This is a genomic window from Streptosporangium sp. NPDC002607 (assembly GCF_053592655.1).
The window spans coordinates 1-16,876 of sequence record NZ_JBSFWD010000033.1; the positions used below are offsets into that span (position 1 = coordinate 1).

General features: G+C 69.5%; 13 protein-coding genes. 3 read left to right on the top strand and 10 right to left on the bottom strand.

Going from position 1 to position 16,876, the window contains the following annotated elements; genetic code table 11:
- Nucleotides 1-288: 288 nt before the first annotated feature.
- Together ACWD3H_RS30920 and ACWD3H_RS30925 are read left to right on the top strand one after the other, a co-directional pair.
- Nucleotides 289-1,404: an AI-2E family transporter gene (locus tag ACWD3H_RS30920; RefSeq protein WP_451957485.1), complete on the top strand. Its 1,116-nt coding sequence runs from the start codon at nucleotides 289-291 to the stop codon at nucleotides 1,402-1,404.
- Between the two features lie 9 nt (nucleotides 1,405-1,413).
- Nucleotides 1,414-2,154, top strand: coding sequence for a DUF6597 domain-containing transcriptional factor (locus tag ACWD3H_RS30925; RefSeq protein ID WP_451957486.1), 741 nt, complete (start codon nucleotides 1,414-1,416; stop codon nucleotides 2,152-2,154).
- Between the two features lie 6 nt (nucleotides 2,155-2,160).
- On the opposite strand, the gene ACWD3H_RS30930 is transcribed toward ACWD3H_RS30925, so the two are convergent.
- The 9 genes from ACWD3H_RS30930 to ACWD3H_RS30970 form a co-directional block, all read right to left on the bottom strand.
- Nucleotides 2,161-3,813: an AMP-binding protein gene (locus ACWD3H_RS30930; RefSeq protein WP_451957487.1), complete on the bottom strand. Its 1,653-nt coding sequence runs from the start codon at nucleotides 3,811-3,813 to the stop codon at nucleotides 2,161-2,163.
- 49 nt (nucleotides 3,814-3,862) lie between these two features.
- Nucleotides 3,863-4,714, bottom strand: a complete 852-nt coding sequence (locus ACWD3H_RS30935; protein ID WP_451957488.1) for a PhzF family phenazine biosynthesis protein — start codon at nucleotides 4,712-4,714, stop codon at nucleotides 3,863-3,865.
- A 27-nt stretch (nucleotides 4,715-4,741) separates the two neighbouring features.
- Nucleotides 4,742-6,142 carry a hypothetical protein gene (locus ACWD3H_RS30940; protein ID WP_451957489.1) on the bottom strand — a complete coding sequence of 467 codons (1,401 nt, stop codon included), beginning with the start codon at nucleotides 6,140-6,142 and terminating at the stop codon, nucleotides 4,742-4,744.
- A gap of 223 nt (nucleotides 6,143-6,365) precedes the next feature.
- Entirely contained in the window at nucleotides 6,366-8,399 is a 2,034-nt protein-coding gene (locus tag ACWD3H_RS30945) for a carbohydrate binding domain-containing protein (RefSeq protein ID WP_451957490.1), read from the bottom strand.
- Nucleotides 8,396-10,066: a carbohydrate binding domain-containing protein gene (locus tag ACWD3H_RS30950; RefSeq protein WP_451957491.1), complete on the bottom strand. Its 1,671-nt coding sequence runs from the start codon at nucleotides 10,064-10,066 to the stop codon at nucleotides 8,396-8,398. Before ACWD3H_RS30950 ends, ACWD3H_RS30945 begins: the two co-directional genes overlap by 4 nt.
- Nucleotides 10,067-10,285: 219 nt before the next feature.
- Entirely contained in the window at nucleotides 10,286-11,845 is a 1,560-nt protein-coding gene (locus tag ACWD3H_RS30955) for a cellulose binding domain-containing protein (protein ID WP_451957492.1), read from the bottom strand.
- 32 nt (nucleotides 11,846-11,877) lie between these two features.
- Nucleotides 11,878-13,710, bottom strand: coding sequence for a cellulose binding domain-containing protein (locus tag ACWD3H_RS30960; protein ID WP_451957493.1), 1,833 nt, complete (start codon nucleotides 13,708-13,710; stop codon nucleotides 11,878-11,880).
- A 703-nt stretch (nucleotides 13,711-14,413) separates the two neighbouring features.
- A complete protein-coding gene (locus ACWD3H_RS30965) occupies nucleotides 14,414-15,556 on the bottom strand; it encodes a YeiH family protein (protein WP_451957494.1) in 1,143 nt (380 codons plus the stop codon).
- Nucleotides 15,556-15,690, bottom strand: coding sequence for a hypothetical protein (locus ACWD3H_RS30970; RefSeq protein WP_350924263.1), 135 nt, complete (start codon nucleotides 15,688-15,690; stop codon nucleotides 15,556-15,558). The genes ACWD3H_RS30965 and ACWD3H_RS30970 overlap by 1 nt, the downstream gene beginning before the upstream one ends.
- A gap of 177 nt (nucleotides 15,691-15,867) precedes the next feature.
- Between ACWD3H_RS30970 and leuE the strand changes: the two genes are divergently transcribed.
- Nucleotides 15,868-16,521, top strand: coding sequence for a leucine efflux protein LeuE (gene leuE / locus ACWD3H_RS30975; RefSeq protein ID WP_451957495.1), 654 nt, complete (start codon nucleotides 15,868-15,870; stop codon nucleotides 16,519-16,521).
- Here the strand turns inward: leuE and ACWD3H_RS30980 are convergent.
- Complete coding sequence (locus ACWD3H_RS30980; RefSeq protein WP_350924259.1) at nucleotides 16,502-16,849, bottom strand: luciferase domain-containing protein; 348 nt, start codon at nucleotides 16,847-16,849, stop codon at nucleotides 16,502-16,504. The two genes, leuE and ACWD3H_RS30980, sit on opposite strands and share 20 nt — an antisense overlap.
- Between the last annotated feature and the right edge of the window lie 27 nt (nucleotides 16,850-16,876).

Consider the following 16,876-nt stretch of genomic DNA (forward strand, 5'->3'; position numbering starts at 1 on the left):
GGCTTCCCGACCATCGACTCAGACCCGCCGAACCCGCTAGGATTGCGACCACCCTGTTTCCAGGGCAACCCCTCTAACTTACTCCAACATCCGGTTGTTGTCCAATCGGATCTCGGCGCGACGCATGCGTCCCGACGAGGGAACTGATCAAAAGGGTGGTCCCGAGGCTCTGGCGATCTCCGCCGACCTCCTCGGGCCTGTGAACTCTATGTACGCCGCCGGGTCCCGTCAAATCAAAGCGCGTGCCCCATGGAGACGTGTTTCCCGTTCGCTGGGTAGAGATCGAATATGACGGACCAGCGAGTATTGCCCAGGGCGCTCGTCGTGCTTCTCTGCGCCGCGAGTGCGGTGATCGTCCTGGGAGGGGTCAGGCAAGTCGACTCGATCGTTGGACCGGCACTGCTGGCGCTGGTCCTGGTACTGGCGGTCTCCCCGGTCAGGACCTGGCTTCACCGGCACGGTGCTCCCGGGTGGGTACTAGTGGCCGTCCCCCTGGTGATCGTGCTGCTGATACTCCTGGGCATGGTGGCGATCCTGACCCTTGCCGTCGCGCAACTGGCCGCTCTCATACCCACCTATGACAAGCAGTTCCAGCACCTCGTTCTGCAGGCACAGGAACTGGCGGCGAACCTCGGCATCGGCACGCGGCAGATAAACCAGGCGATCAACTCCTTCTATCCCGGCAAGGTCTTCACGATCGCGCAGGAATTCCTCAGCGGGCTGGTGGGCGCGTTCTCCGGCATCGTTCTCATCATCGTCCTGCTCCTGGCCATGTGCCTGGACGCGCAGGCCTTCTCCAGGATTCTCGCCATGGGGGCGGCGCGCAGACCCCTGCTCATCGGTGCGCTCCACGACTTCGCCCACCGGACCCGTCGTTATCTTGTGGTGTCGACGGCGTTCGGGCTGGTCTGCTCCGCGTTGGACGTGGCCGCGCTCTGGTTTCTCGACGTGCCGCTCCCCCTCCTCTGGGGCGTGGTGGCACTGATCACCAACTACATCCCCAACATCGGCTTCGTCCTGGGCCTGATACCGCCCGCCCTGCTCGGTCTCCTGTCGGGCGGCCCCAAAACCATGCTCTTCGTGATCGTCGCCTATGTGTTGATCAATTTCGTGGTGCAGTCGCTGATCCAGCCCAAGTACCTCGGTGACGCCGTCGGGCTGTCCACGACCTTGACCTTCATCTCGCTCATCCTGTGGACGTTCCTGCTCGGCCCGCTGGGCGCGCTGCTGGCCATCCCGCTCAGCCTGCTGACCCGCACGTTGCTGATCGACAGCGATCCCGACGGCGAGTGGGCCGCCGCCCTCGTCTCGGGGAATGTGCCCGACGAGGGGCAGCCGGCGGCGGAGGACTCGACGACGGGCGACCGGCAGGAGAAGAACGGAGGAGGAGAGAGCCGCCCGTAACCTGAGGCCATGTATCGCGAGTGGGCTCCGGACTCCCGCGTCGCCGGGCGGGTGGCCTGCGTGTGGAGCAACGAGGCGACCACCGTCACAACCGCCGTCACGACCACGGGCACGCCCCAGCTGGTCGTGCCCGACGGCTGTGTGGATCTGATCTGGGGTCCGAGCGGAGCACAGGTCGCGGGTCCCGACACCGGCCCGAAAACCGTGTGGATGTCGCCGGGCGACCGCTACATCGGGATCCGGTTCAGACCCGGCGCGGCGGGCGGGGTGTTCGGCGTGCCGCTCGACAGCCTGCGTGACCTGCGGGTACCGCTGTCCGAGCTGGAACCGCTCAGGGAATTGTCCGAGCTGGCCCCTTTCACGGGAGGGTCACCGGAGCCAGTCGCCGACGCCGTGCAACGGGTTCTGGCCGTACGAATGCGCACGACGTCCGAGCCCGATCCCGCCGCGTCGGCGATCGCCGAGGCACTGCTGGCGGGGCGGAGCGTCAGGGAGGTGGCCTGGGATCTGGGGCTCGGCGAGCGGCAGCTTCTGCGCCGGTCCCTGCGGGCCTTCGGGTACGGCCCGAAGACACTGCAGCGGGTGGTCAGGTTCCAGCGGGCGCTGCGGCTGGCCAGGCGCGGCATCGCGGCGGCCGAGGTCGCCGCGGCCAGCGGATACGCCGACCAGGCTCACATGGCGAACGAGGTACGGCGGCTGGCGGGAGTTCCCCTGGGCCGGCTGATCGGACAGTCCGGCGACGGATACTGACGGGCACTAGGGAAGCAGCCGGGCGCGGCCGAAGTCGACGAACCTGGCACGCAGTGCCGAGCACGCCTCCTCGGTCAGCGGGACGTAGGCGAGGTCGCGTCCCGGCCGCCACCACACCGGGTCGGCGCACTCCCACAGCTGGCGCCGCAGACCGCTCTTGTCCACCTTGTTGGTGGCGGTGAGCGGCATCTCCGGTGTCAGCCGTACGAAGCGGGGAGCCCACTTGGTGCCGAGGTCGGGCTGGGCGTTGAGGAACGCGGCGAATCCGGCAGGTTCGAAGTCGCCGTCGAGTTCCAGCGCGGCCATGACCTGGTCGCCGGTGCGCGGGTCGGGCACCGCGTAGACGGCGCACATGACCGTGCCCGGGTAGCGGGCGAGGATGCGCTCGACGGGCGCGGCGGCGAAGTTCTCGCTGTCCACCCGGAGCCGGTCGGCGTCCCTGCCCGCGAAGTAGAAGTATCCGGCGCTGTCGCGGTAGGCGAGGTCGCCGCTCCAGTACCAGCCGTCGCGGAGCCGTTGGGCGTCCGCCTCGGCGTTGTTGTAGTAGCCCTCGAAGGAGGCGTCGCGCCGGACGATCTCGCCGATCGCCTCGTGCCCGTTGACCAGCCCGCCACTGTCGTCGAAGCGGGCCCGCGGACACTCGCGACCGGTGGCGGGGTCGTGAACGGCGACGTCCATCCCCTGCTGCGGCAGGCCGAGCGCGTCGGCCGGGGTTCCGGGGACCTTGCTGATCGCGATCGCCCCCTCCGAGGAGCCGTACCCCTCGATGATCTGGGCGCCGAACCGCCTGGCGAACTCGGTCAGGTCGCGGGAGGAGGCCTCGGTCCCGAAGGCGGCCCGCAGCGGGTTGCGGGAGTCGTCGTCGCCTTCGGGGGTGGCCAGGATGTACGCGAGGGCGCGGCCGACGTAGTTGAAGTAGGTGACGCCGTACCTGCGGATGTCGGCGAGGAACTCCGAGGCGCTGAAGCGGCGGCGCATCGCCACCGTCGCGCCCACGCCGGTGGCCATCGCCAGGTTGGCCATGACGGCGTTGCCGTGGAAGAGCGGCATCGCGAGGTAGGTCACCGACTCCCGGTCGATCCCGAACCGGCCGCCCCGCCCCGCGATGGCCGCCAGCCGCCCCTGACCGCAGATCACCGCCTTCGGGGATCCGGTCGAACCCGAGGTGAAGAGCAGCAGCAACGCCTCCTCGGGCCGTGGCGGCTTCTCGGCGTCGAGGGCCGCCCTCGCCTCGGTGCCGGTGCGGCGGGCCAGCAGCGCGCGGTAGCCGTCGGTGTCGGCGAGCAGGACCCGGCCGGGTGGCAGCCCGAGGTCGAGACCGTCGAGCAGGGCGGAGCGCGGGGTGTCGGTGACGATGAGGTGGCAGTCGGTGTGCCGGATGTCCGCGGCGAGTTCCGCGCCGCGCCGGGTGGGGTTGATGCCGACCAGGGTCGCGCCCGAGAGGGCCGCGGCGAAGATCCAGAAGACGTACTCGGGGACGTTCTCCAGCAGGACGCCGAGGTGGAACGGGCGGCCCGGCTCCCGCATGTCCAGTGCCAGTGCCGCCCGCAGTTCCGCCTCGTGGACGATCCGCGCCCAGCTGTAGCTCTCGTCCTCGAAGCGCAGGCCGGGATGTTCGTCACCGGCCCGCGCCCGGATCAGGTCCGCGAATGTCACCACACCCGGATCTTGAGCAAGTGCTTGGTCAAAGTCAAGCCGTGCCGGGGATTCAGACGATCTCCAGCGCCACCGCTCCGCCGCTCACCCGGCTCCGGCCGTCGGCCGAGGTGATCGAGACCTTCAGCGTGCTGGGCCGCCCCATGTCCACCCCCTGGATGACGGTGAACTCCGAGCAGTCGAAGCCGAGAGTGCGCAGGTAGCCGCCGAAGGCGGCGGCCGCGGCCCCGGTGGCCGGATCCTCCACGACGCCCCCGACCGGGAAAGGGTTACGGGTGTGGAACCGCTCGTCGCTCTCCCGCCAGAACAGGTTCACCGTCGTCCAGTCCTCGCGGATCATCAGTGCCTTCAGCCGCTCGTAGTCGTAGTCGAGGTCGGCCAGGCGCTCGCGCGAGGCCGCGGCGACCACGAGGTGCTGCACGCCGCCGAACGCGACGTGTGGAGGAAAGGCCGGGTCGAGTTCGTCGCGGGACCAGCCGAGGGCGGCGAGGGCCTCCTCCAGCGTCTCCTCCGCGACGGGCCGGGAGTAGGTGGGGACGCTGGTGAGCGTGGCACGGAGCGCGTCGTCGGCGATCTCGGTGTCGATGACGATCTCACCGGCGTTCGTGTCGAAGACCAGCCGGCCGGTCCCGAGGCGCTCGGCCAGGGCCACCGAGGTGGCGATCGTGGCGTGCCCGCAGAACGCCACCTCCGTCGAGGGCGCGAAGTACCGGACCCGGAAGGCGCGCCGCCCGTCGTCGCGAGCGGTCACGAACGCCGTCTCGGAGTATCCGACCTCGGCGGCGACGGCGAGCATCTCCTCGTCGGAGAGCCCGGCCGCGTCGAGGACGATCCCGGCGGGGTTCCCCCCTTCGGGATCATGGGTGAAGGCCGTGTAGCGCAGAATTTCCACAGTGTTCGTCACACCTGCCTACACTAACCAGCTAACCCATCACGGCGGTGACAGGCTGGGGGAGGCCGGGACGGGCCGCAGGGATGGCGGTTCCTCGGGAGCCTCAGGTGCTTTGAAGACGCGGCGCGCCCAGGGCATCGCGAGCACCAGGATCGGCAGCAGCACGATGGAGCCCTGGGACCAGAAGACATGGAGGCTCCGCCAGGTGGCGGAGTCGAACTGGGTCATGTAGAGGTAGCCGTACGCGGCCCAGAAGGACACGCCGATGATGGCCGGCCAGGCGAAACGGGTCGGACGGGCGACCAGGAACGGCATGAACCACAGGAGGTACTGCGCGCCGAGCCTGGGAGTGGCGACCATGAAGGCGATCAGCAGCGCCGTGGTGAGGTCGACCGGGTCGGCGCGGCGCCACAGGAAGGCGGTCACCAGCAGGGTGACGTAGACCAGACGGGTGCCGAAGGTGGCGATCGCCTGGTTCAGATCGTTGACACCGCCCATCAGGATGGCGCTCCAGGTCCACTGGCCGACGATCGGGCGGACGTCCTGGATCACCCGGATGACCTCGGGGATCTGGCTCAGCGAGGTGCCCGCGAAGATCGGCAGGGTGACCAGGAAGAAGATCGGCGCGATGCCGGTGGCCACGAACGCCACGACGCGGGCGCGGAAGGTGGGCAGCAGCAGGAGCATGCCCGGGATGAGCCAGATCGGCCAGCTCTTGGCACAGAGCGCCAGGCCCATCAGCAGCCCCGCGAACAGGGCGCGGCGTAGGGACTGCCGGTCGCCTGGGCGCGGGGTGAGCGCCCTGCGGACCACGCCGGTGGGACCCGTGGCATGCCGGACGGCACCGGGGAGGCCTCGGAACGCGACGCTGCCCCGCACCAGCGCGACCACGTCGGTCCGGATGCCCGGCCGGTCGGGGTCGCCGGGCCCCCGGGCGACGACGAAGGCGGCGACGCCGAAGACCAGGGCGACCGGCTCGACCTGGCCGTGCACGGAGGCGACCAGGATGGCCAGCGGGTTGCAGGCGTACTGGAAGGCGCGCAACGACGCCTTGGAGCCTCCGGCGAGCTTGCCGACCAGCGGGATCAGCGCGATGTCGGCGACCACGGTGACCAGGCGCCCGCCGATCTCCCAGGGGATGCCCAGCCAGAGCAGGAAGCCGTAGACGTAGGGGATGGTCGGCAGGAAGTGCCAGCCGCCGTTGCTCCCCAGGACGGGATCCTCACGGTTCAGGACCGCCTCACCCGCGGGTTTGAAGCTGTTGACGAAGTCGACCGGCTGCCAGGTGTCCATCGCCGAGGTGGTCATGATGAGCACCCTGAAGACGATTCCGACCACCAGCACGGCCAGCAGTGAGGGCCGCCAGCCCTTCCACTGTGCGACCAGGGCGAGCACGACACCTGTGACGAGGACGAACCCCGTGAGAATTGCGTAGTCCATGACGGCCTCTAGCCTGCCGGACCTCACCGCCGACCGGCCACCCGGTCTCTAAACCGAGACCTCTCTGCCAGTTTTGGCGACCTTGAGAATCCAAGTCATCACGAAGAGTGATGGTCGCGAACCGCTCCGGGCGTAAGAGGACGTACCCGCCCCATGAGACCCGCGGACGCGGAGGGGGGAACCTCGCCGCCGGAAGTCCGTCTCTCCCGGCGGCGAGGAGTTCTCAGCCCAGACCGTCGAGATAGGCCCGGTGGTTGCGGGAGAACTCGAAGGCGTTGTACCTGTCCCAGTTGATGGACCAGGTCATCAGGCCGCGGAGGTTCGGGTAGACCCCCCTGGGCCGGTACGGACCGCAGTTGGTCCCCTTCGCCAGGCAGTCGAAGGCCTTCTGGACCTCCGCCACCGTGGTGAAGCCGTTGCCCGCGTACGCGGCGGCGGGCAGGCCGATGGCGACCTGGTCCTGGCGTAGCGCGGGGAAGACGTTGGCCGGGTTGCCGGCGATCGGGAAGCCTGCGAGCAGCATGTCGGTCATGGCGACGTGGAAGTCGTGGGTGCCCATGGTGTGGTACTGGTTGTCCAGCCCGGTGATCGGCCCGGAGTTGTAGTCCTGGACGTGCAGCAGGGTCAGGTCGTTACGCATCGCGTGGATGACCGGGAGGTAGGAGGCGGCCCGCCGGTCGGCGGAGCCGTTCGGTCCCGGGCCGTAGAACTGGTAGCCCAGCTGGACGAAGAACGTCTCGGGGGCCATGGTCAGTACGAACCGGGCTCCGTACCTGGCCTTGAGGGTCTTCAGCGCGGAGATCAGGTTGACGATGACCGGGGTGGTGGGTGCGGACAGGTTGGTGTCGCCGCTGTCGAGGTAGAGGGAGTGGCCTTCGAAGTCGATGTCCAGCCCGTCCAGGCCGTACTTGTCGATGATGGCGCTCACCGACTGGACGAACTTGTCGCGCGCGGCCGTGGTGCTCAGCTGGACCTGGCCGTTCTGGCCGCCGATCGAGATCAGCACCTTCTTGCCGAGTGCCTGCTTGGCCCGGATTCCGGCGATGAACTCCGCCTCGGACTCGACGTTGGGGCACTCGGCGACCGGGCACTGGGTGAAGCGGATGTCCCCCGAGGTCACCGAGGTGGGCTCGCCGAAGGACAGGTTGATGACGTTCCACTCATTGGGGACGTCGGCCATCCGGATGTAGCCGGAGCCGTTGGCGAAGGAGGCGTGCAGGTAGCCGACCAGCACCCGCTTGGGCAGGTCGCCGGGGGGCGGCATGTTGGTGACGGTCGCGGAGACCGCGCCCGACTTCGCCGACTCACCCGAGGCGTTGGTCGCGCTCACCTGGTAGCTGTGGGTGCCCGCGCCGGGGGTCTCGGAGAAGGTGGTCCCGGTGGCGCTGCCGACCTTGGTGCCGTTGCGGTAGACGTTGTAGCCGGTCGCACCCGAGGAGGCGTTCCACCTCAGCGAGACGCTCGTGCCGCTGACGGTGGCGGCCAGCCCCGACGGTACGGACGGGGGCGGCGGCTGGTCGTTGCCGACCGTCACGGAGATCGCGCCCGACTTCGCCGACTCACCCGAGGCGTTGGTCGCGCTCACCTGGTAGCTGTGGGTGCCCGCGCCGGGGGTCTCGGAGAAGGTGGTCCCGGTGGCGCTGCCGACCTTGGTGCCGTTGCGGTAGACGTTGTAGCCGGTCGCACCCGAGGAGGCGTTCCAGCTCAGCGACGCGGTGGTGACGTTGCCGGTGCCGGTGAGCCCGGTGGGTGCGGCGGGGGGCTGGCCCTGGCCCGGCTGGCCGTCGAGGACGAAGTCGTCGGCCTGGTAGGTGCCCTGGCCGTACCAGCCGTTGACGTAGATCGTCACCGAGGTGGTCGAGGCGCCGGTGGTGAACGAGGTGGACAGCTGGGCGTAGGACGACGGCGAGGACGTCCACGTGCTGGGGTCGGTCCCGCCGGTGCCGGTCGCGCCGAGGAAGACGTAGCCGCCCCTGACCCAGGCCGACAGGGTGTAGGCCGAGGACGGTCTGACGCTGACCGTCTGCTGGCACCGGGCGGTGTCGTTCCCGGCCGGTGTGGCCTGCAGTGCCCTGGTATCGCCGTGCACCGGCGAGGACACCGCCGTGGCCCCGGAGGACGCCGTGCAGGTCCATCCGGTCAGCCCGTTCTCGAAGCCGGGGTTGACCGCGATGTTGGCGGCGTGGGCGGGTGACGCGGCGAGCATCGTCCCGCCCAGTGCCAGTACGGCGATCGCCGCGAGTTTCCTGAACCTCATCCCGTGAACCCCTTGAAGATGTTGGTGAACTCCCAGGCCGACTGGGAGATGCCGCTGCAGGTCGGTGAGACCTGGCCGCTCGGGCAGCCGCCGTTGTCGCGGGCACTGGACCAGAAGCCGATGAAGCCGACGTGGTTGGTGTTGGCCCAGGCGAGCAGCTTGCGGGCGTCGGCCTGGGTGGTGGTCATCCCGGTGTCGTTCCTGCCGATCATCGGGGTGAGGCCCAGCAGTTTCTTGAGCTGGGCGTCGGTCTTGGCGGGCCAGACGGTCCTCATCTGGGCGAGGGTCGCCTGCGCGGCGGCGATCATGGCGTCGCCCCAGTTGCCGGTGTAACCGAAGTTCATCAGCATCGGGTTGACCATGACGTTGAGGCCCTTGGCGGCGGCGTCCTGGAGGATCGACAGCGAGAACGGGTCGACGCCGTAGTCCTGGCCCTGGATGCGCAGGGTGTAGCTGATCACGGTGCCGCGCTCGGCTTGGAGCTGCTTGAGGGCGGTGTTGACCTTGGCGGCGTCGATCGAGGCCTCGACGTCGACGTCGAGATGGTTGGTGCCGACCGTGTCGAGGACCTTCTTGTAGGCGGCGACCAGCGCGGCGGAGGTACCGCAGACGTGCTCCAGGTACGGTCCCATCGCGCCGCCGGTCGCCACGATGACCTGGCCGCCCTGAGCCTGGAGCGCCCTGACGTCGTTGACGATCCGGGAGTCGTTGATCGGGATGGTGCCGCCCCAGGCCGGGTTGCATCCGCTGCTGTCGCCGAGAGCGAAGGCGAGGGTGTAGTTCTTCACCCCGGTCGCCGCCGCCGCGCTCACCAGGGAGGGCGTGGGCATGGTGATGTCGATGTAGGGGGCGTAGCGGATCTCACCGCCGGGCGGTGGGCCGGTGTCGCGGCTGGTCCGGCCGCTTACCGAGGAGGTGTAGGCCGAGCAGTTGCCCGCGCCGTCGCAGGCCCGCACGCGGAAGCCGTAGGCGGTGTCGGGGCTCAGCCCGGTCGCGGTGTAGCCGGTTCCGGAGCCCGCGTCGACGGGCGCGCCGCTGTCGTGGGAGACCTCGTAGCGGGCCACGGTGCCGGAGTCGTCGGTGGAGGCCGACCAGCCCAGGGTCAGTGAGTTCGCGGTCGGGCCGCCTACGGTGAGGTTCCCCGGCACGGTCGGCGGGGTGGTGTCGTTGGGCGTGCCGGTTCCCGGCGGGCCGTCGAGGACCACGTCGTCGGCCTGGTAGGCGCCCTGGCCGTACCAGCCGCTGGTGTAGATCGTCACCGAGGTGGTCGAGGCGCCCGTGGTGAAGGTACGCGTGAGCTGGGTGTATGCCGACGGGGAGGAGGCCCAGGTGCTGGTGTCGGTCGTTCCGGTGCCGCTCACCCCCAGGAAGACGTAGCCGCCGCGCACCCAGGCCGACAGCGAGTAGGACGAGGACGGTTTGACACTGACCGTCTGCTGGCAGCGGGCCTGATCCGAGCCCTGGGGCGTGGCCTGCAGGGCCTTGGTCCCGCCGTGTACGGGCGAGGAGACGGTCGTCGCGCCCGAGGAGGCCGAGCAGGTCCAGCCGCTCAGCCCGTTCTCGAAGCCCGGGTTCGTCGCGATGTTGGCCGCGTGGGCCGGTGTCGCGGCGAGCATCGTCCCGCCGAGCGCCAGCACGGCGGCTGCGGCGAGTTTCCTGAGGTGCATCCGATTTACCCCGCAAAGATCTTTAGGAGGGTGTCGTGGGGGGTACGGCCCGCACCCCGGGCGAGGTGCGGGCCGTACGAGTCGTGTCGGCCGTACGGATCGTGCGCGGCGTGTTTCCGCCCCGGGCGTTCTCGCTCGGCGCGCTTACGCTCCGCGTTTTCGCCCTGGGCGGGCCCGCGTCAGACGTTTTCGTGCTGGGCGGGCCCGCTCCGTGCGGTTTTAGAAGCCGGCGGTGACGCGGGTGAAGTCCCAGTCGGACTGGGCGATGCCGCTGCAGTTGGAGACCACGCCGCCACCGGGGCAGGGACGGTCGCGGTTGACCGCCCAGTAGGCGAGACGGGTCAGGCCCTTGGACTTGGCCCAGTCGCGGATCTGAGTCCAGGCCGCCACCGTGGTCAGCTCCTGCTGGTCGGACAGGCCGTTCATGCCGGAGATGCCCATCCGGGCGTACGCCTGCGCGTCGGTCCAGCCGTTGGCCGCCTTCAGCGCGTTCTTCAGGCCCTCGGAGGCGTTGACGGTGTCGGTGTAGATGTTGGAGGCGCCGAAGTCGAACGGCATGATCGTGTAGTTGTCGATCGGCACGGCCAGCGCCTTGGCCTGGTTGATCAGACGGATGCCGTGGGAGTTCGGGCCGGTGGTGGTGGTGCCGAAGGTGACGGCGATCTTGACGTTGGGGTTGTTCTGCTTGACGATCTTCAGGCCGTTGAGGATGCGGTCCTGGACCGTGTAGTTCTCGAACTCGTCGGTGTTCTCGATGTCGAAGTCGACGACCGCCGGGCCGACCGCGTTGATGACCTGCTGCACCGCTCCGGCGAAGGCGGCCGGGGTGGCGCAGTTCGGGCCGAGCTTGTTGCCCTGCCAGCCGCCGAAGGAGATCTGGACGCTGCCGCCCGCGGCCTTGATCTGGTTGATCGCGGTCTGGTCGGCGCCGCCGGTCAGCGGCCGGTTACCGTCCCAGGCGGGGGTGCAGCCGCCGCTGGACAGGATGAACGCCATGGTGAAGGACTTCACGCCGGTGGCGCTCATGACCGTCGCGGGGTTCGGCGGGTTGCCCCAGCCCATGTAGAGGTACGGGGCTCCGGGCATCTTGCCGACCGGGTCGGGGTTGGTGCAGCCGGTGGTGGTGGCGCTCACCGCGCCGCTGGCGGCCGACTCGCCCTGGGCGTTGTAGGCCTTGACGGTGTAGGTGTGCGAGGTGCAGGTGCCGAGCGAGCCGATGGTGGCGCTGGTCCCGGTGACCTGGGCCCGCTGGGTGCCGCCCTCGTAGACGCGGTAGCCGGTGACGGTGCCGCTGGAGGCGCCCCAGGACAGGGAGATCGAGGAGTTGGTGGTGGCGGTGACCGACGGGGTACCGGGCGTGCCCGGGGTGCCGGGGGTGCTGCCGCCGCCGCAGGCCGCGCCGTTGAGCGTGCAGTTGGACGGGGTGACGCCGCCGGGGCTGCCGTTGAAGCCGAAGCTCGCGGTCGCACCGGGCGCCAGGGTGCCGTTCCAGCCGACGTTGGTGAAGGTGAAGCGCTGCCCGCTCCGGCTCAGCGACGCGTCCCAGAAGGAGCCGATGTTGGCACCGGAGGGCAGGTCGAAGGCGACCGACCAGCCGTTGATCGTGGTGGTGCCGCCGTTGGTGATCGTGTACTTGCCCTCGAAGCCGGTCCCCCAGTCGGAGACCTTGGTGAAGACGGCGGTGGGGGATGCCGCGAAGGCCGGGGCCGCGACCGTTGACAGGCCGAGTGACATGCCGAGCGCGGCCAGAACCGCGGTCAGCGTTCGTCGAATTCTCATGCTTCTTCCTCGGTTGGGGGGTGTTCGGAGGCTTAGGGCAGGGTCGCGAGGTGCGGCTTGACGGTCCTGGAGAAGTTCCAGCCGTTACTGGCGTCCCAGTTGATGGACCAGGTCATCGCGCCGCGGATCCCGGGGTAGGCGCGCGGCGGCACGAAGCCACCGCAGTTGGTCCTGGTGGCCAGGCAGGTCAGGGCCTGGTTGACCAGTGCGGGGGCGACGATCCCGCCGCCCGCCGCACCCGGTCCCGCGGGCAGGCCGAGCGCCACCTGGTCGGGGCGCAGGCCGTTCTCCAGCTGGATGCAGGCCAGCGCGGTCATGAAGTTGACGGTGCCCTGCGAGTAGGCGGCCATCTGGTCGCAGCCGAGCATGGAGCCGGAGTTGTAGTACTGGGTGTGGACGACGGTGAGGATGTCCTTGATGTTCAGCGCCAGCTTGAAGTACTCGGCGCCGGTGGACTGCATGTCGATGGTCTGCGGCGCCATCGTGATGATCAGGTTCGCACCGGCCTTGGCCCGCAGCGCACGCAGCGCCTGGCCCATGTAGGTGGCGTTGAGGCCGTTCTCCAGGTCGATGTCGACGCCGTCGAAGCCGTAGTTCTGCATCAGGGCGTAGACGGTGTCGGCGAACTTGGTCGCGGCGGCGGCACTCGCCACCTGTACCCGACCGGCCTCGCCGCCGACCGAGAGGATGACCTTCTTGCCGCGGGAGTGGAGGGTCTGCACGTCGGTCTTGAACTGGGCGTCGGTGTAGCCGCCGAGGGAGGCCGACAGGCCCGGGTCCACGCCGAAGACGACCTCGCCCGGGGTGGCGGTGGCCTCGCCGAAGGAGACCGCGACCAGGTCGTACTCGTTGGGCACCGCCGACAGCCGCAGCTCGACCGCCGCGTTGTCGAAGTTGTGCCAGTACCCGGTGAGGAAGTGCTTGGGCAGCGGGCCTGTGGTGCAGCCGGTGGTGGTGGCACCGGCCGGGTCGCTCTTCGGACCCTCACCCGCGGAGTTGTACGCCGCCACCGTGTAGGTGTGCGCCTCGCACACCCCCAACCCCGACACCGTCGCACTCGTCCCGGTCACCGTCGCCTTGACAGCCGAACCCTCGTACACCCGGTAACCGGTCACCGAACCCGACGACGCACCCCACGACAACGCCACACTGTTCGCACCACCCGTCGCCGACACCGCACCCGGCTTACCCGGGGTGCCTGTGGTGCAGCCGGTGGTGGTGGCACCGGCCGGGTCGCTCTTCGGACCCTCACCCGCGGAGTTGTACGCCGCCACCGTGTAGGTGTGCGCCTCGCACACCCCCAACCCCGACACCGTCGCACTCGTCCCGGTCACCGTCGCCTTGACAGCCGAACCCTCGTACACCCGGTAACCGGTCACCGAACCCGACGACGCACCCCACGACAACGCCACACTGTTCGCACCACCCGTCGCCGACACCGCACCCGGCTTACCGGGGACGGTGGTACCGGTGCCGCCGCAGGCCGCGCCGTTGAGCGTGCAGTTGGACGGGGTGACGCCGCCGGGGCTGCCGTTGAAGCCGAAGCTCGCGGTCGCACCGGGCGCCAGGGTGCCGTTCCAGCCGACGTTGGTGAAGGTGAAGCGTTGCCCGCTCCGGCTCAGCGACGCGTCCCAGAAGGAGCCGATGTTGGCACCGGAGGGCAGGTCGAAGGCGACCGACCAGCCGTTGATCGTGGTGGTGCCGCCGTTGGTGATCGTGTACTTGCCCTCGAAGCCGGTCCCCCAGTCGGAGACCTTGGTGAAGACGGCGGTGGCCGAGGCCGCCTGGGCGGGTAGTGCGACCGTCATCGCCAGGACGAGGGCCGCCAGGGCGACGAGAGAACGAGCGATGGCGCGTAATTTCACGTTAACCTCATGCGTTCTGTGGGGGGTGTGACCGTACGGCCCGCGCCACGCGGGGAGGTGCGCGGGCGCGAACGTGGGCGCGAGCCGTACGGCGAGGTGGGTGCGGTCTCGCCGTGGTGAGACCGTTCCGTTGATCAGCGCGGTACGCCGGGGACCGCCGGGCTCATCGAGTCGCGGGTGCCTCCGCCGTCGCATGCTCCGGGCATCGCCGATCGGCGGGTGAGAGTGCGGCGACGGCGGCGCCGAGAGCGGCCGGGACGGGGGCGCCGGGCAGGGCCGGGGCGAGGGCACCGGGCGCGGGCAGGGCGCGACCAGGGTTTGCAACCGCAGTCAGGACGAGGAGGGGAAAGGTGCGCCGCATGATCGCTCCCATGGACGTGGAACCTGGGGGGTGAGGCGTCCGGACGGTCGGACCTTCGGTTGCGGCGGCTCGCGCCGCCGAGTTTTCGCAGCTCATGATCTGGTCACAGGGGGCGCACGAGCCAAGGGCACCCCCATTCGGCACTTCTTTTAGGAAAGTTTCCTAAGAGTTGTCGTGATCGTAGCCTTGACAGAGTCCTGCCACAAGGCCCAAAAACGTCAGCCGCCGCGCTATCGGACAGGAACGTTCCAAAGCGCGCGGCGATTACCTTGTCGGCCGTTCCCCGGCACGACTAAGGCGCCCGGTGCGGCGAACCGCACCGGACGCCCGCTCACCCGACTCTCAGGCGATGTCGAAACCGCTGAAGAGCAGAAGCGCCAACCCGAGGGCGACCACCACGTTGACCAGGGTCGCGGCGGCGAAGACCCCTACCGGACGCCAGCCGGCCTCCCTGAGCGAGGCCACCCGGAACTCCAGGCCGATGCTGACGAAGGCCAGGATCAGGAACCAGACCCGCAGGTCGTTGACCACCCCGATGGTCGCCTTGCCGTCCGCAGCGGTCACCGTGGACAGCCACCAGGTGGCGATCACGGAGGCCGCGACGAAGCCGAGCACGAACTTCGGGAAACGCCGCCAGAACTCTCCCGGCCCTGGGCGCGCCGCGTCGGCGCGGCGCTCGATCCGGAAGGCGAAGTAGGCGGTCAGCGCGATGGTCACCACGCCGATCAACGCGTTCTGGGTGACCTTCACGATGCTCGCCACCGCGAGCGCGTCGTCCCCGACGATCGCGCCGGCGGCGGTCACCGCGGCGGTGGTGTCGATGTTGCCGCCGATCCACGCCCCCGCCACCTCCGGGCTGAGCCCGAAGACCCCGGCCAGCCAGGGCAGGATGAAGATGGACGGCAGGGCGAAGGCGATCACCAGGCTGGCGCTGTAGGCGAGCTGCTCTCGCCTGGCCTGGACGGCGCCCGCCGCCGCGATGGCCGCGCTCACCCCGCAGATCGACACCGCGGCCGACAGCAGCGCGCGGAGCCTGTCGTCCAGGCCGAGCCTGCCGCCGAGCCACCAGGTGAACAGGAAAACCGCGGTGATCAGCACGATCGCCTGGATGATCGCGGGACCGGCGGCCGTGACGATCACTTTGAGGTTGATCGAGGCGCCCAGCAGGACGAGGCCGGTCTTGATGAAGAACTCGGTGCGGAAACCTCCGGCGAGGCGGTCGCGCAGCCCGGTCGCGGTCAGGACCGCGTTTCCCGCCAGTCCCAGGATGATCGCGTACACCGGATACTCGACGGCGGCCCCGATGTCCCCGAGCGCGGTGCCCTCAAGCAGGTCCGGCACGTTCCTGTCCAGGTAACGGGTGGCCGCGGCCAGCAGCAGGACGGCCAGGACGCCGAGCAGCGCCCACCCCAGGCCGCTCCCGGAGGCGGCCGCGGGACCGCCGGCCGCGCCGACCTCTACGTTCTCTCGCTTCCCGGTGCTCATCAGGGCACCAGCCCGACAGGGATGACGCCGACGAGCACCAGTGCCAGGAGCACGAGCCCGACGACCGTCGCCGCCCAGTCCTCGTTGATCGCCGTCCGGCCGTCGTCCGCGGTAGGGGGATCTGTCTCGCTCATCTCACGACCTCACTCGTTGTTTCGCGGTACACCCCCCGAGCGATTTCATGTTAAGCCGATAGGGATTAAAGGTAAACTGGTCGAGCTCGCCCGTTGACCATCGGACCCGCGGGTCGGCGAGCACACCTCCGGCGGTACGGTAGCGATGCATCCCGTAACGCCCCCTGGAGCACCACCATGTTCTTTGGCATCACCGACATCTGGACCTACGTGGTCGGCGCCTTCTTCATCATCCTGCTGCCCGGCCCGAACTCGCTGTACGTGCTGAGCACCGCCGCCCAGCGCGGGGTACGCCAGGGGTACCGAGGGGTCATGGGGGTCTTCCTCGGCGACACCGTCCTGATGGTGCTCGCCGCGGCGGGGGTCGCGTCGCTGCTGAAGTCGACACCGATCCTGTTCAACGTCGTCAAGTACGCCGGGGCGGGTTACCTGGCCTGGATCGGGTTCCAGATGCTGCGGGGGGCCTGGCGCTCGTGGCGCTCCCCCGAGGCCGCGCGGGCCACGACCCCCGTGGCGGAGCGGATCGCGGAGAGCCCCTTCCGCAAGGCCCTGGTCATCAGCCTGATGAACCCGAAGGCGATCCTGTTCTTCATCTCGTTCTTCATCCAGTTCGTGGACCCCGCCTACGGCACCCCCGCGCTGTCGTTTCTGATCCTGGGCGCGATCTGCCAGTTGTTCAGCGTGCTCTACCTGTCGGCGCTGATCTTCGGTGGCACGTTCCTGGCCGGCCAGTTCCGGGCCCGCCGCGGCATGTCGACGGCACTGCGGACGGGCGTGGGCGCGCTCTTCATCGGCTTCGGCGTGCGACTGGCTACCGCGACCCTTGGTTGACCTTGATCGCGACGCTGACCAGCGAGAGGAACAGCTCGGCGTCGGCCCGCCCCTCGATGGTCATGGCCACCCACCCGGCGTCCGCGCCGGGAGTGACCCGCCGGCAGTCGGTGAGCACCCGGGCCCACCGGTCGATCACGTCGGTGGTGAGGAGCAGTTCCGCGGTGTGGTCGCCGGACATTCTGACGATCTCCCGGCCGCCGGACCGGAATCCCAGCCCCCTGCGGGTGCGTTTCAGCGCCAGGTCGGGCCAGCCGATGAGCTGGGCCGCCACATTCGCAACGCCCTCGGTGGAACGGCTGGACGCGCGCGTGCTCAGCACTGCCATGTCTCCCATGGTCGCGGACCGGACCCA

Coding starts and splice junctions, on each gene's coding strand:
- ACWD3H_RS30920 (WP_451957485.1), top strand. CDS start 289: ATGACGGACCAGCGAGTATTGCCCAGGGCGCTCGTCGTGCTTCTCTGC.
- ACWD3H_RS30945 (WP_451957490.1), bottom strand. CDS start 8,399: ATGAGGTTCAGGAAACTCGCGGCGATCGCCGTACTGGCACTGGGCGGG.
- ACWD3H_RS30955 (WP_451957492.1), bottom strand. CDS start 11,845: ATGAGAATTCGACGAACGCTGACCGCGGTTCTGGCCGCGCTCGGCATG.
- ACWD3H_RS30940 (WP_451957489.1), bottom strand. CDS start 6,142: ATGGACTACGCAATTCTCACGGGGTTCGTCCTCGTCACAGGTGTCGTG.
- ACWD3H_RS30965 (WP_451957494.1), bottom strand. CDS start 15,556: ATGAGCACCGGGAAGCGAGAGAACGTAGAGGTCGGCGCGGCCGGCGGT.
- leuE (WP_451957495.1), top strand. CDS start 15,868: ATGTTCTTTGGCATCACCGACATCTGGACCTACGTGGTCGGCGCCTTC.
- ACWD3H_RS30925 (WP_451957486.1), top strand. CDS start 1,414: ATGTATCGCGAGTGGGCTCCGGACTCCCGCGTCGCCGGGCGGGTGGCC.
- ACWD3H_RS30970 (WP_350924263.1), bottom strand. CDS start 15,690: ATGAGCGAGACAGATCCCCCTACCGCGGACGACGGCCGGACGGCGATC.
- ACWD3H_RS30950 (WP_451957491.1), bottom strand. CDS start 10,066: ATGCACCTCAGGAAACTCGCCGCAGCCGCCGTGCTGGCGCTCGGCGGG.
- ACWD3H_RS30980 (WP_350924259.1), bottom strand. CDS start 16,849: ATGGCAGTGCTGAGCACGCGCGCGTCCAGCCGTTCCACCGAGGGCGTT.